17 protein-coding genes are annotated in these 14516 nt (G+C 63.5%); 14 read left to right on the top strand and 3 right to left on the bottom strand.

The features are described from left to right. Positions 1 to 125: 125 nt before the first annotated feature. The 5 genes from FJ443_RS15065 to FJ443_RS15045 all read left to right on the top strand — a co-directional run bounded on the left by FJ443_RS15065 (position 126) and on the right by FJ443_RS15045 (position 4709). Complete coding sequence (locus FJ443_RS15065; protein ID WP_140521267.1) at positions 126 to 920, top strand: thymidylate synthase; 795 nt, start codon at positions 126 to 128, stop codon at positions 918 to 920. 731 nt (positions 921 to 1651) lie between these two features. Next, positions 1652 to 2446 (top strand): molybdate ABC transporter substrate-binding protein, encoded by a 795-nt coding sequence (gene modA, locus FJ443_RS15060; RefSeq protein ID WP_140559667.1) that lies wholly within the window; start codon positions 1652 to 1654, stop codon positions 2444 to 2446. A gap of 15 nt (positions 2447 to 2461) precedes the next feature. Further along, the gene (modB, locus tag FJ443_RS15055) at positions 2462 to 3166 is read left to right on the top strand and encodes a molybdate ABC transporter permease subunit (protein ID WP_140495324.1); all 705 of its coding nucleotides are present in this window, start codon (positions 2462 to 2464) and stop codon (positions 3164 to 3166) included. After that, entirely contained in the window at positions 3163 to 4275 is a 1113-nt protein-coding gene (gene modC, locus FJ443_RS15050) for a molybdenum ABC transporter ATP-binding protein (RefSeq protein ID WP_140664685.1), read from the top strand. Before modB ends, modC begins: the two co-directional genes overlap by 4 nt. Before the next feature lie 92 nt (positions 4276 to 4367). Further along, on the top strand, positions 4368 to 4709 hold the full coding sequence (locus tag FJ443_RS15045) for a winged helix-turn-helix domain-containing protein (RefSeq protein WP_140495328.1): 342 nt from the start codon (positions 4368 to 4370) through the stop codon (positions 4707 to 4709). Between the two features lie 134 nt (positions 4710 to 4843). Here the strand turns inward: FJ443_RS15045 and cobF are convergent, their stop codons facing one another. After that, complete coding sequence (gene cobF / locus FJ443_RS15035; protein ID WP_140516517.1) at positions 4844 to 5608, bottom strand: precorrin-6A synthase (deacetylating); 765 nt, start codon at positions 5606 to 5608, stop codon at positions 4844 to 4846. Positions 5609 to 5732: 124 nt separating this feature from the next. Between cobF and FJ443_RS15030 the strand changes: the two genes are divergently transcribed. The 8 genes from FJ443_RS15030 (at position 5733) to FJ443_RS14995 (ending at position 12100) form a co-directional block, all read left to right on the top strand. Beyond that, complete coding sequence (locus tag FJ443_RS15030) at positions 5733 to 6743, top strand: DUF4424 domain-containing protein (RefSeq protein WP_140664680.1); 1011 nt, start codon at positions 5733 to 5735, stop codon at positions 6741 to 6743. Continuing rightward, entirely contained in the window at positions 6743 to 7261 is a 519-nt protein-coding gene (locus tag FJ443_RS15025; protein WP_140664677.1) for a dihydrofolate reductase, read from the top strand. The genes FJ443_RS15030 and FJ443_RS15025 overlap by 1 nt, the downstream gene beginning before the upstream one ends. A gap of 166 nt (positions 7262 to 7427) precedes the next feature. Next, on the top strand, positions 7428 to 8549 hold the full coding sequence (gene hflK / locus FJ443_RS15020) for an FtsH protease activity modulator HflK (RefSeq protein WP_140495337.1): 1122 nt from the start codon (positions 7428 to 7430) through the stop codon (positions 8547 to 8549). Further along, entirely contained in the window at positions 8549 to 9517 is a 969-nt protein-coding gene (locus tag FJ443_RS15015) for a protease modulator HflC (RefSeq protein WP_140521174.1), read from the top strand. The genes hflK and FJ443_RS15015 overlap by 1 nt, the downstream gene beginning before the upstream one ends. A gap of 6 nt (positions 9518 to 9523) precedes the next feature. Further along, positions 9524 to 9712 carry a DUF2065 domain-containing protein gene (locus tag FJ443_RS15010; protein ID WP_140664674.1) on the top strand — a complete coding sequence of 63 codons (189 nt, stop codon included), beginning with the start codon at positions 9524 to 9526 and terminating at the stop codon, positions 9710 to 9712. A gap of 137 nt (positions 9713 to 9849) precedes the next feature. Then, the gene (locus FJ443_RS15005) at positions 9850 to 11364 is read left to right on the top strand and encodes a DegQ family serine endoprotease (protein ID WP_140664672.1); all 1515 of its coding nucleotides are present in this window, start codon (positions 9850 to 9852) and stop codon (positions 11362 to 11364) included. 53 nt (positions 11365 to 11417) lie between these two features. Then, positions 11418 to 11843 carry a putative toxin-antitoxin system toxin component, PIN family gene (locus FJ443_RS15000; RefSeq protein ID WP_140664669.1) on the top strand — a complete coding sequence of 142 codons (426 nt, stop codon included), beginning with the start codon at positions 11418 to 11420 and terminating at the stop codon, positions 11841 to 11843. Further along, positions 11840 to 12100 (top strand): toxin-antitoxin system HicB family antitoxin, encoded by a 261-nt coding sequence (locus FJ443_RS14995; protein ID WP_140495345.1) that lies wholly within the window; start codon positions 11840 to 11842, stop codon positions 12098 to 12100. Before FJ443_RS15000 ends, FJ443_RS14995 begins: the two co-directional genes overlap by 4 nt. Here the strand turns inward: FJ443_RS14995 and FJ443_RS14990 are convergent, their stop codons facing one another. Then, the gene (locus tag FJ443_RS14990; RefSeq protein WP_140664666.1) at positions 12101 to 12664 is read right to left on the bottom strand and encodes a GNAT family N-acetyltransferase; all 564 of its coding nucleotides are present in this window, start codon (positions 12662 to 12664) and stop codon (positions 12101 to 12103) included. Continuing rightward, positions 12661 to 13548: a phosphoserine phosphatase SerB gene (gene serB / locus FJ443_RS14985; protein WP_140557584.1), complete on the bottom strand. Its 888-nt coding sequence runs from the start codon at positions 13546 to 13548 to the stop codon at positions 12661 to 12663. The genes FJ443_RS14990 and serB overlap by 4 nt, the downstream gene beginning before the upstream one ends. On the opposite strand from serB, the gene miaA reads away from it, so the two are divergent. Continuing rightward, complete coding sequence (miaA, locus tag FJ443_RS14980; protein WP_140516708.1) at positions 13538 to 14503, top strand: tRNA (adenosine(37)-N6)-dimethylallyltransferase MiaA; 966 nt, start codon at positions 13538 to 13540, stop codon at positions 14501 to 14503. The genes serB and miaA overlap by 11 nt on opposite strands. The last annotated feature ends 13 nt before the right edge of the window (positions 14504 to 14516 follow it).

Genomic DNA, 14516 nt, shown 5'->3' with positions numbered 1-14516 from the left:
GTTTGCTTGGATGTCGGCGCAGACGCCGAAACAGTGATGAGGCAAGCGTCGCCTGCGCCGTTTTGATGTGTTCGGCCGCCTGTCTAGCAGCTATAATGCTCGCACAATCGAATCGAGCCGAACCGATGCGCCAGTATCTCGACCTTCTGCAGCACGTGCTGGATCATGGCGCCGACCGCGGCGACCGCACGGGCACGGGCACGCGCTCCGTGTTCGGCTACCAGATGCGCTTCGATCTGGCGCGCGGCTTTCCCGTCACCACCACCAAGAAGCTGCACCTGAAATCGATCATTCATGAGCTTTTGTGGTTCCTGGCCGGCGAAACCAATATCAAATATCTGACCGACCATGGCGTTTCCATCTGGGACGAATGGGCTGACGAGAATGGCGACCTTGGCCCCGTCTATGGCAAGCAGTGGCGTTCCTGGCCGGACGGCCATGGCGGGTCGATCGATCAGATAAACAATCTTGTGAAAGAGATACGCCGCAATCCTCAATCGCGGCGGCTGATCGTTTCGGCCTGGAATCCGGCCGAGGTGGAGGCGATGGCGTTGCCGCCATGCCATTGCCTGTTCCAGTTCTACGTCTCGGAAGGCCGGCTTTCCTGCCAGCTTTACCAGCGTTCCGGCGACATCTTCCTCGGCGTGCCGTTCAACATCGCCTCCTACGCCCTGCTGACGCTGATGGTGGCGCAGGTGACCGGCCTGAAGCCCGGTGATTTCGTCCATACGCTCGGCGACGCGCATCTTTATTCGAACCATTTCGAGCAGGCGCGCGAGCAACTTCGGCGCACGCCAAGAACGCTGCCGACCATGTGGATCAACCCTGAAGTGAAGGATCTCTTCGCCTTCCGCTTCGAGGATTTCCGGCTGGAAAACTATGTCGCCGACGCGACGATCAAGGCGCCGATCGCGGTCTGAACCGCCGGCGCAACCTTGCCGACCTGACGTCTCGAGGCCGTGGCGATGGTGGTGCCTCGCCGGTACGTCGTTTTGATATCTTTTCGACAAGATCGGTCGACCTTACCCTCAGGCCAGGAGATTTCCGGGGGAGGCGTCCATGCGACTGTCAGCAGCGGTATTTGCGCTCGTCTTTGTCTTCGCTTTCAATGCCCACGCATTTGCCGAGTGCGGGTGTGAATGCATCAACAACAGCATGAAGCCGTTCTGCGACGATCCAGCTGCGAAGCTGCCAAACTGTCCCCGCGCGACTTGCAAGCCCGCTGACGCAAAGGGGAATGACCTTCCCGCAAGCGCCATATCAAGCGAGACGCGGTATGTCTGCAAAGTGCGGATGGTGAAGACGCCGGAAGGCTCGTTTCGACACACACTTATCTGCATTTAGACATTGTCTCGCCTCTCCCAATAGATCACGGCGGCGACAGCTATGTCGCCCAAAAGTGACCGCAGTTTTGGGGGAACGACGCGCTTTAGAAGATTTCAGCCTTGGTTCCGTCGAGGGCAACGGGCGCCGATTTTCTTGTGACGTCTTCGTCTGCCTTTCGCTGTATCCGTGCTGGTCTATCGCAGGTCGCGATGACGCCGCGCATTCAATGGCGACGCTGGGCGAAAAATCTTTCCTTGTTATATTCATCCGGATATATCGGATGGCAGGCTTCGAGCAGGCCGGATGCCAACTCAGGGAGAGCTTCATGACGCGCAACGGTTTTGCAGTGGCGGCGGTCGCCATTGGTGGCTTCGCGGCGGCGTGGACGGCAGCAGTGCCGGCGGCGCGCGCGCAAGACGAGGTCGTGGTGTTTGCGGCCGCCAGCCTCAAGGACGCGCTCGACGCGGTCAACAAGGCCTGCGCGGCAGATGTCGGCGAAGCGGCGACCATCTCCTACGCGGCGAGTTCGGCGCTCGCCAAGCAGATCGAAAGCGGCGCGCCGGCGGACGTCTTCATCTCGGCCGATCTCGACTGGATGAAGTATCTTTCCGACAGGAAGCTGACCAAGCCCGATACCGAAGTGAAGCTGCTCGGCAACCAGATCGTGCTGGTGGCGCCGAAGGATTCGGGCGTTGAAGCCAAGATCGAAAAGGGTTTTGATCTGGCCAGACTGGTCGGCGACGGCAAGCTCGCCATGGGCGACCTCAAGGCTGTGCCGGCTGGCAAATACGGCAAGGCCGCGCTTGAATCGCTCGGCGTCTGGTCCTCGGTCGAGGGCAAGGTGGCGCAGGCCGAGAATGTGCGTGCGGCGCTCAAGCTGGTCTCGACGGGCGAAGCGACTCTCGGCATCGTCTACGCCACGGACGCGCATGCCGAAAAGGGCGTCAAGGTGGTTGGTGTTTTCCCCGAGGATTCACATCCGCCGATCATCTATCCGGTTGCCCAAACGGCTGATTCGAAGGACAAGGACACGCCTGCCTTCCTGAAGTGCCTGCGGACGGCAAAGGCATCGGATCTATTCAAGGAGCAGGGTTTCACGGTCCTTGCGCCCGTCAACTAGGATAGCCACCTGCGCATGAACTGGCTGCTGGACCTCACTCCCGACGAATGGAATGCGGTCCGGCTGTCCATCAAGGTGGCGACAGTGGCGATGATCGCCAGCCTGCCGCCGGGCATAGCGATAGCGCTGCTCCTGGCGCGCGGCCGCTTCTGGGGCAAGACGCTGCTCAACGGGCTGGTGCATCTGCCGCTGATCCTGCCGCCCGTGGTGACCGGCTATCTCCTGCTTCTGACCTTCGGCAAGCGCGGGCCGGCCGGCGCATTCCTGGCCGAGCATTTCGGCATCGTTTTTTCCTTTCGCTGGACGGGTGCGGCTCTTGCCTGCGGCGTCATGGGTTTTCCGCTGATGGTGCGGGCGATCCGATTGTCGATCGAGGCCGTCGACCGCAAGATGGAGGCGGCGGCCGGAACGCTCGGCGCCAGCCCGCCATGGGTGTTCGGCACCATCACCTTGCCGCTGATCTTGCCTGGGCTGATCGCCGGTGCCATCCTCTCCTTCGCCAAGGCGATGGGCGAGTTCGGAGCGACGATCACCTTCGTCTCCAACATCCCGAACGAGACGCAGACGCTGCCGTCGGCAATCTACACGTTCACCCAGGTGCCGGGCGGCGATGCCGGCGCGCTTCGGCTGACGCTGATCTCGATCGTCATCTCGATGGCCGCCCTGGTGGCCTCGGAAGTGCTGGCGCGGCGCGTCGGCCGGCGGATGGACATCGAATGACGGTCCTTGTCGACATCCGCCATCGGCTCGGCGATTTCCCGCTCGACATCCGCTTCGAGAGCGCCGGGCGGCTGACGGCGCTGTTCGGGCCCTCTGGCTCGGGCAAGACGACGCTGATCAATATGATTGCCGGGTTGATCCGGCCCGATCAGGGACGCATCGAGATCGATGGGCGTGTGCTGGTCGACACCGCCAAGGGCATTTTCGTGCCGAAGCACAGGCGCCGGATCGGCATGGTGTTCCAGGACGCGCGTCTGTTTCCGCATATGAGCGTGGCGAGCAATTTGCGCTACGGCCGCTGGTTCACGCCGGCGGCGGAGCGTTATGCCGAGATCGACGCCGTCGTCGAATTGCTCGGCATCGAGCCGCTGCTGGCGCGGCGGCCGGCAAAGCTCTCGGGCGGCGAGAGGCAGCGCGTCGCGATCGGCCGGGCGCTGCTCGCCAGCCCCCGGCTGTTGCTGATGGACGAGCCGCTGGCCTCGCTCGACGAGGCGCGCAAGGCCGAAATCCTGCCCTATGTCGAGCGCCTGCGCGACGAGACCAAGATCCCGATCGTCTATGTCAGCCATTCGATCGCCGAGGTGGCGCGGCTGGCGAGCGACGTGGTGATGCTGGCGCGAGGCAAGCTTGCCGCCAGCGGCCCGACCACGGCTGTCATGCAAAGGCTGGACCTTCTGCCGGCGGAGGAGCGCGGCGAGGGCGGCGCGGTGCTGGACGCCAGCGTACTGCAGCATGACGAGGTTTTCGGCATGACGGTGCTTGGCTCGAACGCCGGCGAGATACGCGTGCCCAAGCTGGCGGCGACGGTGGGCGCGCCGGTGCGCATACGCATCCGCGCGCGCGACGTCATGATCGCCACCGAACGGCCGTCTGGTCTCAGCGCGCTCAACATCCTGGCCGGCACGATCGTCGCGATCAGACCGGGCGAGGGGCCGACGGTCGAGATCGGTATCGACTGCAACGGCGCGACCGTGCTGGCACGGGTCACCGAACAGTCGCGGCAGGTTCTGAAGCTGCGGCTCGGCGGACAGGTCTTCGCCGTGATCAAGACGGTGAGTTTCGACCAGGCAAACACCGGGGGCGGGCTCCCCGCGGAGGCGGACGGCTGAGACGGCGAGCGGGTCTCTGCGCTATATCGATTTGGAATAGCGAGGCGGCCAGGGACGCTCTAACATGGCGGGCGTGATCGCGGAGGAAGACAATGCCGTCGCTGAGCTTGCGGATAAATCTCGACCCCGACGGGCGCATCGGGCCGGGCAAGATCGAATTGCTGGAGCAGATCGCCGCCTTCGGTTCGATCTCGGCCGCCGCGCGCGGCATGGAGATGTCCTACAAGCATGCGTGGGACCTGGTCGAGGACATGAACCGGGTGTTCGGCAAGCCGCTGGTGGCCGCGCAGACCGGCGGCCGCAAGGGCGGCGGCGCACAATTGACGGCGGTGGGCCTGGCCGTGGTCAGCCGTTTCCGCGCCATCGAACGCGCGGCGGCTTCGGCCGCCGCGACGCATATGGAGGCGTTGCAGGCGGAGATTGAGGAGGGGTAGGGCAGTAGGGCAGTAGGGCAGTAGGGCAGTAGGGCAGTAGGGCAGTAGGGCAGACCAACTCGGGCGCGTCGAATTTTTGTGTGCTTTCTTGTGTTCCGGCTCCTGATGTCTCGTTCACTTACTGCCTTACTCCCCTACTCCCCTACCTTCCGCAGCACGTACGTATCCATGATCCAGCCCTTTTCCCCGCGGGCCTGCTCGCGGATTTTTTCGATTTCGGCGCCGACGTCGCCGAGGCGGCCGGAGACGATGATTTCGTCCGGCGTGCCGAGATAAGCGCCCCATTGGATGAAAAGATCCTGGTCGGCGAGCGTGTTGAAGGCGCATTTGCCGTCAAGCATGACGACGGCGCTGCCGGCATTTTGCGGCATGCCTTCTTCCGTCAACCGGCGGCCGGTGGTGATCAGGATGGAATCGCCGATGCGATTCAGCGCTGTCGCGTGGCTGGCGGCGAGCGCCTGAATGGCGGTGATGCCGGGAATAACCTCCAGTTCGAAGGCGACGTTGCCCCTGAGGCGTACGCGCTCCAGGATGCGCAGCGCGCTGTCGTAGAGCGAGGGGTCGCCCCAGATCAGGAAGGCGCCGCAACCATCCTCGGCGATCTCTTCGCGGATCAGGTCTTCATAGATGGCGGCGATTGCCTCGTGCCAGTCATCCACCGTCGAGCGATAGGAAGGCGCCGGTTCGGCCCGCACGGGCACGTCGAATTCCACGCGGCGTGAATTCGGGTTGGTGACGAAGCGGTCGCAGATGTGACGGCGCAGTTCGGCAAGATCGTTCTTCTTCGCACCCTTGTCGGGGATGAACAGCACGTCGGCCCGATTGAGGCCGTCTATGGCCTGCACGGTCATATGGTCGGGATTGCCGGCGCCGATGCCGATGACGAGAAGCTTGCGCATGAAGCGAACTCCTGCCCGATCGCAACCCTTTAGTCCAGACTGGCGTGGCGCGGATGCGGAAGGGCTTTGAAACGCCACGTTGAAACCGCTAGGGTCATCGCGACATTCTCGCCGAGGGGCTTTCATGTTGCGATATGTTCTGACGGCGGTGCTGGCCTTGTCGGCCGCACCCGCGTTCGCCAATGATTCCGTTGCCGAACTCGGCACCGGCGGCCTGGTGCTGTCGCGCAGCGATGCCGTGGCGATGCAGAGCGAGGACCTCTTCATCTCGCCGGAAAAGGTGACCGTGGATTACGTCTTCCACAACAACACCGATAAGGACGTCGACGCGATCGTCGCCTTCCCAATGCCCGACATCTCCGGCGATCCCGAGGAGATGCCGGCGATCCCCGAAAACCAGAGCGACAATTTCCTTGGCTTCGAGGTGACGATCGACGGCGTGGCGGCAAAGCCTGAGCTCGAGCAGAAGGCGTTCGCGCTCGGCATCGACATCGGTGCCGACCTGAAGGCGCAGAACGTGCCTTTCAACCCATTCGGCGAAGCGGCAAAGGCGGCGCTCGGGAAGCTGCCGCAAACGGTGGCGGACGACTGGGTCACCCGCGGCATCATCATCGAGGACACTGTCGATGACAGCCCTGGCGCGAAACCCAATTATGCACCGTTCTGGCAATTGCGCTCGACCTATTGGTGGCGCTCGACCTTTCCGGCCAACAAGGACGTCCACGTTTCCCACCGCTACAAACCGAGCGTCGGCGGCACCTCGTCGGTCAGCTTCTTCTACGACGGCAAGTTCCAGGGACAGTACGCCGCCTACAAGTCCCGCTACTGCATGGACGACACCTTCGAGAACGCAGTGCGCAAGGCTGCCAAGAACGATCCCGACGGCTATCCAAAATATTACGAGAGCCGCATCGCCTACATCCTGACCACCGGCGGCAACTGGGCGGCCGGTAGCATCGGCAAGTTCAAGCTGACCGTCGACAAGGACAATCCCAAAGCCCTGGTCTCGTTCTGCGGCGACAATGTCAGGAAGGTCGGGCCGACGAGTTTCGAGATGACGGCTGAGGACTTCTATCCAGAGCGCGACATCGACATCCTTATCCTCGATCCATCCGACAATGGGGACGGCAACTGATGCACGTGGCAATCTATGTCGCCATCGCCGAGAACGGCGTTATCGGGCGGGACGGGGGGCTGCCCTGGCGGCTTTCCACCGATCTCAAGCGCTTCAAGGCAGACACGATGGGCAAACCTATCATCATGGGACGCAAGACCTATGAAGGCATCGGCCGGCCGCTGCCGGGCAGGCTGAACATCGTTGTCACCCGTGACAAGGCTTGGCGCGCCGACGGGGTGGAGGTGGCGCATACGCTCGAGAACGCGATCCAACTGGCTGATGTGCGTGGGCGCTGCATGAGCGGGGTGAACGAGGTCTGCGTCATCGGCGGCGGCGAAATCTATGCGCAGGCGCTGCCGCTGGCCGACCGGCTGCACGTCACCCATGTGCTGGCCGCTGTCGACGGCGACGCGCATTTCCCGCCGATCGATCCGAAACGCTGGCGCGAAGTCAGTTCGCAGGAGATCCCAGCCGGCGAAAAGGACAGCCACGCGACGCGCTATACGGTTTACGAGCGACGCCGCGAGAGCCATTGAAAGAAAAAAGGCGTTTAAAGACGACAAAGGGTCGCGACCGGCCCAAAACCGATGATGCCAGCAGAGCATCGCGTTGAAAGCATGCCGTGGCGTCCCTATAGAAGAACAAGACTGGATTTGCGCCGTAATTCCGGCGCTTGAGGGAATTCCAAGCGAAAGGACATTCATGCCCTGGAACGACAAAGGTGGCGGTGGCGGCGGCCCATGGGGCGGCGGCGGCAACAATCAGGGACCCTGGGGGCAGGGACCGAAGGGGCCAAGCGGCCCGCAAGGCTCGCCTCCCGACCTCGAGGACATCATCCGCCGTGGCCAGGACAGGCTGCGGCGCGCGCTGCCCGGCGGTGGCGGCGCCAGTCCGGCCATATTCGGCCTGATCGGCGCGGCGCTGGTCGTGCTATGGGCGTTCCAGGCAGTCTACACCGTGCAGCCCGATGAGGTCGCGGTCGAGCTGCGCTTCGGCAAGCCGAAGGCCGAGCTGTCGCAGCCCGGCCTGCATTTCCACTGGTGGCCGCTCGAAACCGTCGAAACGGCCAAGATTTCCGAGCAGCTCGTCGACATTGGCGGTGGCGCGTCCAGCGGCAACACGTCGGGGCTGATGCTTTCGGGCGACCAGAACATCGTCAACGTGCAGTTCTCGGTCGCCTATCAGGTCTCCGATCCCCGCGCCTATCTGTTCGACGTCTCCGACCCGGACGGCATGCTGCGGCAGGTCGCCGAGAGCGCGATGCGCGAGGCTGTCGGCCGCAGGCCGGCGCAGGACATCTTCCGTGACGACCGCCAGGGCATAGCGGCTTCGGTGCGCGAGATCATCCAGACCACGCTCGACGGCTACAAAGCCGGGCTTCAGGTCAACGCCATCTCGATCGAGGACGCCGCACCGCCACGTGAGGTCGCCGATGCCTTCGACGAGGTGCAGCGCGCCGAGCAGGACGAGGATAAGTTCGTCGAGCAGGCCAACCAGTACTCCAACCAGAAGCTCGGCCAGGCTCGCGGCGAGGCCGCACAGGTCCGCGAAGACGCGGCCGCCTACAAGAACCGGGTGGTGCAGGAGGCCGAAGGTGAGGCCCAGCGCTTCATCTCCGTCTATGACGAATATGCCAAGGCGCCCGACGTGACGCGCAAGCGGCTTTACCTGGAAACGATGGAGAAGGTGCTGAAGGACTCCGGCAAGGTGATCGTCGAGCAAGGCAACGGGCAGGGGGTTGTCCCTTATCTGCCGCTGCCGGCATTGCAGCAGAAAGCGCCGGCTCCGGCTCCGCTTGGCGCGACGACGGGAGGTAACCAGTGATGGCCAACCGTCTTCCCGTCATCGTCGTCATCGCGGCGGTCATCCTGTTCCTGCTCTATTCGTCGGTCTTCGTGGTCAATGCGCGCCAGCAGGCGCTGGTGCTGAGGTTCGGCGAGATCGTCGACGTCAAGACCGAACCCGGCATCTACTTCAAGGCGCCGTTCTCGTTCTTCGACGCCGACACGGTGCAGTTGATCGAGAACCGGGTGCTGCGCTTCGACCTCGACAACATCCGCGTCCAGGTCTCGGGCGGCAAGTTCTATGAGGTCGATGCCTTCATCGCCTACCGAATCTCGGATCCGCGTGTCTTCCGTGCCGCCGTATCCGGCCAGATCGAGCTCGCCGAAGCCCGGCTGAGGACGCGTCTCGACGCTGCCTTGCGCCGGGTCTACGGTCTGCGAGACTTCGAGGCCGCCCTTTCGGAGGAGCGCGCGGTGATGATGCGCGAAGTGCGCGATCAGCTACGGCCCGACGCCACCTCGCTCGGCCTGCAGATCGAGGATGTCCGCATCCGCCGCACCGACCTCACCGCCGAAGTCTCGCAGCAGACCTTCGATCGCATGAAGGCGGAACGTCTGGCTGAGGCCGAAAGGCTGAGGGCGCGCGGCAATGAGGCGGCGCAGCGCATCAAGGCCCGCGCCGACCGTGAGGTGGTCGAGATCATCGCGGAAGCGCAGAAGGAGTCCGAAATCCTGCGCGGCGAGGGCGAGGCGCAGCGCAGCGCCACCTTTGCCGAGGCTTATCAGCGCGATCCGGCGTTCTTCGATTTCTACCGGTCGATGAACGCCTATGGCACGGCGCTGGACAACACCGGCACGACAATGGTGCTGTCGCCGAATTCGGAGTTCTTCCGTTTCTTCCGCGACCCTGACGGAAAGGAGGCGCCGGCAAGGCCGGCGGCTCCGCAACCGGCACCTCCTGCCGCACCGGCGACCGCACCCGCAACTTCGCCCGGCACCGGCCAGTAGCGGCCGGTGCCGGATTTCTTCGCGGCAATAGGCCTGGTCCTCGTCATTGAGGGCTTGGTCTATGGCGGCTTTCCCGGTTTCGCCAGGAAACTGGCGGCTGAGGTGCTGTCGTTGCCGGAGAACGCATTGCGGATCGCCGGGCTGGTGGCGATTGCCGCCGGCGTCGGTATCGTCTGGCTGATCCGCGGCGGCTAGGGGGTGTGCAAAAACGCGGGATTTACACTCTGCCAATAGCCATAGCCGCAAACGTGCCCTATTTCTTGCCATCATGGCGCGACACGGCGTTTCCGTCGAAGCGCTTTTCTCTTTCAGAAGTGCCGGGAGGCTTCTCGATGACATCCAACACCCTTTTGCGCGCGGCTCGACGCACGTTCGTCGCTGGCGCGGCAGCGCTTCTTCTGGGCACCGTGGCCGTTCCGGCCTTCGTGACGCCGACAATGGCCGCCGACGGGCCTGCTTCGGTGGCCGACCTGGCGCAAGGCCTGCTCGGCGCGGTGGTCAACATCTCGACGTCGCAGACGGTGAAGGGCACGGAAGGTCCGGGCGCGGTGCCGATGCCGCAGCTTCCCGAAGGCTCGCCGTTCCAGGATTTCTTCGACGATTTCTTCAAGAACCGCGGCGGCGACAAGGACAATGGCTCGCAGAAAGTGCAGTCGCTCGGCTCCGGTTTCGTCATCGACGCCGAGCAGGGCATCGTCGTCACCAACAACCATGTCATCGCCGATGCCGACGATATCGAGGTCAATTTCTCCGATGGAGTCACGCTGAAGGCGACGCTGGTCGGCACCGACACCAAGACCGATGTCGCGGTGCTCAAGGTCGATCCGAAGGGCCACAAGCTGACGGCGGTGAAGTTCGGCGATTCCACCAAGATGCGCGTCGGCGACTGGGTGATGGCGATCGGCAATCCGTTCGGCCTCGGCGGCACGGTCACGGTCGGCATCGTCTCGGCGCGTAACCGCGACATCAATTCAGGCCCCTATGACGACTTCATCCAGACCGATGCCGCGATCAACCGCGGCAATTCGGGCGGGCCGCTGTTCAACAGCGCCGGCGAGGTCATCGGCATCAACACGGCGATCATTTCGCCCTCCGGCGGCTCGATCGGCATCGGCTTCTCCATCCCCTCGCAGCTCGCATCGGGCGTTGTCGAGCAACTGCGCCAATATGGCGAAACGCGGCGCGGCTGGCTTGGCGTGCGCATCCAGCCGGTGACCGACGACATTGCCGAGAGCCTCGGCATGGCGACCGCCAAGGGCGCGCTGGTAGCCGGCGTCATCAAGGGTGGACCGGTCGACAACGGCACCATCCAGGCCGGCGACGTGATCATCAAGTTCGACGGCAAGGACATCCACGAAATGCGCGACCTGCCGCGTGTGGTCGCGGAGAGCCCGGTCGGCAAGGCGGTCGACGTGCTGATCGTGCGCAAGGGTGTCGAGCAAACGGTGAAGGTAACACTTGGCCGGCTCGAGGACAGCGAGAAGCTCGCCAGCGGCGAAAACGGCAACACCGACCAGGACAAAGGCGACAAGGCGCCGGCGGTTTCGACGGCCTCGGTGCTTGGCATGACCGTCGGCGAACTCAACGACGAGACGCGCAAGAAGTTCAGCATCGCCGCCGATGTCTCGGGCGTCGTCATCACTGATGTCGCCAAGGACTCGGCCGCGGCTGAACGCGGCATCCAGCCGGGCGAGGTGATCACCGAAATCGCGCAGGAATCGGTTGCCACGCCCAAGGATGTGATGGACCGGATCGGAGCGCTGAAGGAGCAGGGACGCAAGAACGCGCTGCTGATGCTGGCGTCCAAGACCGGTGAGCTGAGGTTTGTGACGATCCGGATGGACTGAGATCGCTAACGATGGTCATATTGTAACATCCCATGGGATGTACTATTTGACCTGTGAGGCGGATCGTACTGGACACAAACGTTTTGACGGCAGGTTTGCGAAGCAGGAATGGCGCGTCTTTCGCCATCCTGCAGCTGATTGCGGATCGGCAAATTCGCCCATTAGTGACGACAGCGCTGTTTCTTGAATATGAAACCGTGCTGGCCAGACCCGAGCAGGTGGCGGCTCACGGGTTGTCCGCGCCGGATCTGGGCCGTTTGCTGGCCGGCTTTGCATTGCTGGCTGAGCCGGTCGAGCTGTACTTTCTCTGGCGGCCGCAATTGAACGATCCGAAGGATGAGATGGTGCTTGAAGCAGCGATCAACGGCCGGGCCGATGCGTTGGTGACTCACAATCGCCGGGACTTCCTAGCTGCGGCAGGCCGTTTTGATGTACTGCTTGTGAGCCCGGCCGAGTTCTTGGAAGGACTTCGTACATGAGCAAAGCGACTTATCCGCTGAAACTGCCACAGTCGGTTAAGGAAGCAGCCGCGCGCCTCGCGAAGGCCGATGGCGTGTCGCTCAATCAATGGATTGCGTCGGCTGTGGCGCAAAAGGTCGGGGCAATGGAAGCGGCAGCTGACTTCCTGCGTCGTCGTGCCGGCGACGCGTCACCGGGCGATTTCGCGAAAATGCTGGGGCGGGTCGCAGACAGATCGCCACAGTCCGGCGACGAATTTCCACCTGACAGGCATTGATCAGCGACGATTCTTCCGCCAATCCGCGCTCGTCAGCCTGTAGAACACATGCCTTTTCAGCTCCGGGTGGCTGTCGGGAATGCCGGGGTGGTCGAAGTTGGCCGAGAGATCGGCGGTCATGCCGAGGCGCTTCATGACGGCAGTGGAGCGGCGGTTGTTCTCGACCGCGAAGGAGACGATCTCGCCAAGGCCGAGTTTTTCGAAGCCGTAGGCCAGCCATGCCTCGGCAGCTTCCGTGACATAACCCTTGCCCCAGAATTCGGGCGCCAGCCGCCAGCCGACCTCAACGGTGCCGGCGGGAAGGAACGGCAGATGGTCGGTCCCGGTGATACCGACAAAGCCGATGCATTGACCTGATGCAGCGACCTCGGCGGCGGCAAAGCCATAGCCGTCCCGATCGATGATGGCGCGCAGTTCGTCCATCTTGGCGTCTGCTGCGGCACGGTCGCGACGGAAGGGGAAGAACTCCATCACGCGTTCGTCGGAATTGATGCGATGGAACAACTCGCGGTCACAATCCTCCCAGTTGCGCAGGATCAGGCGCTCGGTGCGCATTGGTTTCATTGGACGAACTCTTCCTGCCTGTAGCCTTGCAGATAGAGCAATGCGGTCAGGTCGCCATGGTCGATGCGAACCTTTGCCTGCGCGGCCACCATCGGTTTGGCATGCAGCGCAACACCGGTGCCGGCAAGGCGGATCATGTCGAGATCGTTGGCCCCGTCGCCGACAGCAATGGCATCGGCCGGGGTGAGGCCGAGACGCGCAGTGATCTCGATCAGCGCCTCGGCCTTGGCGGCGCGGCCTAGGATCGGCTCGCCGACCAACCCGGCAAACAGGCCATCCTGTTCGAGCAGGCGGTTGGCGCGATTTTCATGGAAGCCGAGCATGGCGGCGATGCGTGAGGTGAAGACCTCGAAGCCGCCCGAGACTAGTGCGGTCCAGGCGCCGTTGGCCCGCATCGTCCGCACCAGCGCGCGGCCGCCGGAGGCCAATGTCAACCGGTTGGCAACGATCAGATCGACCACGGCCGCATCGAGCCCCTTGAGCAACGCCACGCGCTCGCGCAGGGCGGGCTCGAAGGCGACCTCGCCATTCATCGATCGTGCGGTGATCGCCGCGACGTGCTCCTTGACGCCGATCTCGTCGGCCAACTCGTCGATGCATTCCTGGTCGATCATGGTCGAATCCATGTCGGCGATGAGGATCTTCTTGCGGCGCGTTGCCGACTGCTGGACGATCACGTCGATCGGCTCGGCGGCCAGCGCCGCGCGCAGATTGGCGGTCGCCTCGTCGGCTTGTGCATTCGCCGGCAGTGCGAGATCGCAGGCAATGTCTCCGGCCATCCAGCGAACAGTGCTTGCGCCCACCGACCGTGAGGCCATATTCGCAAGCGATGGTGACAAGGCACGATCGGCGGGATGGGAAACAAGCGTGGCGATAAGCGGCATCGATAATTCCGGTGCGGATGCGGGCGAAGGCCGCGTGAAGAATGCGATCCTGATAGCCGGGCCGACCGCCAGCGGCAAGTCGGCGCTGGCGCTCGACCTGGCCGAACGTATAGGCGGCGTGATCGTCAACACCGATTCCATGCAAGCCTATTCGGTTCTCGACGTGTTGACTGCCCGGCCGGAGGCGGCGGACCTCGCTCGGGCACCGCATTATCTCTATGGGCATGTCCATCCCGGCACCGCCTACTCGACCGGGGCGTGGCTGCGCGACGTGACGAGGCTGATCGAAGACGGCGCGCTCTCGCGGCGACCGATCTTCGTCGGCGGCACCGGCCTTTACTTTCGCGCCTTGGCCGAGGGCATTTCGGAAATGCCCGACATTCCGCGGCAGGTACGCGACCGTTGGCGCTACGAGTTGAAGGAGCAAGGCGCCGTCAAACTGCATGGCATCCTGCTGCGCGAGGATTCCAGGGCAGCCATGCAGTTGAAGCCCACGGACAGCCAGCGCATCGTGCGGGCGCTCGAAGTGCTCGACGCATCCGGCCGCTCGATCCTGGACTGGCAGGCCGCGCGGGGCCGGCCGCTCATCGACAGACAGACGGCCCGCTTCTTTGTCATCGAGCCGGACCGGGCCGCGCTGGTCGGACGCATCGAAAGGCGTTTCGACCAGATGCTGGCCAAGGGCGCACTGGACGAAGTCAGGCAACTCGCATCGCTTCGTCTCGATCCGCAATTGCCGGCGATGAAGGCGATCGGCGTTCGCGAACTGCAAGCGGCGATGGCCGGACAATCGGGTTTTCCCGAGGCGATTGAGCGCGCCAAGATCGCAACCAGGCAATATGCCAAGCGGCAGACGACCTGGTTTCGGCACCAGCTAGGACCGGAATGGCAAAGATTGCATCCTGGTGACGATATCGAAACCACGATCCAAACGCTTGTTGCTAATGCAACCTAGAAAGCCTTTCCTT

It is taken from the genome of Mesorhizobium sp. B2-6-1, from assembly GCF_006440475.1.
GTDB lineage: Bacteria > Pseudomonadota > Alphaproteobacteria > Rhizobiales > Rhizobiaceae > Mesorhizobium.
Note: the sequence above shows the minus strand (reverse complement) of the source record. Positions and strands in the feature narration are given on the sequence as shown.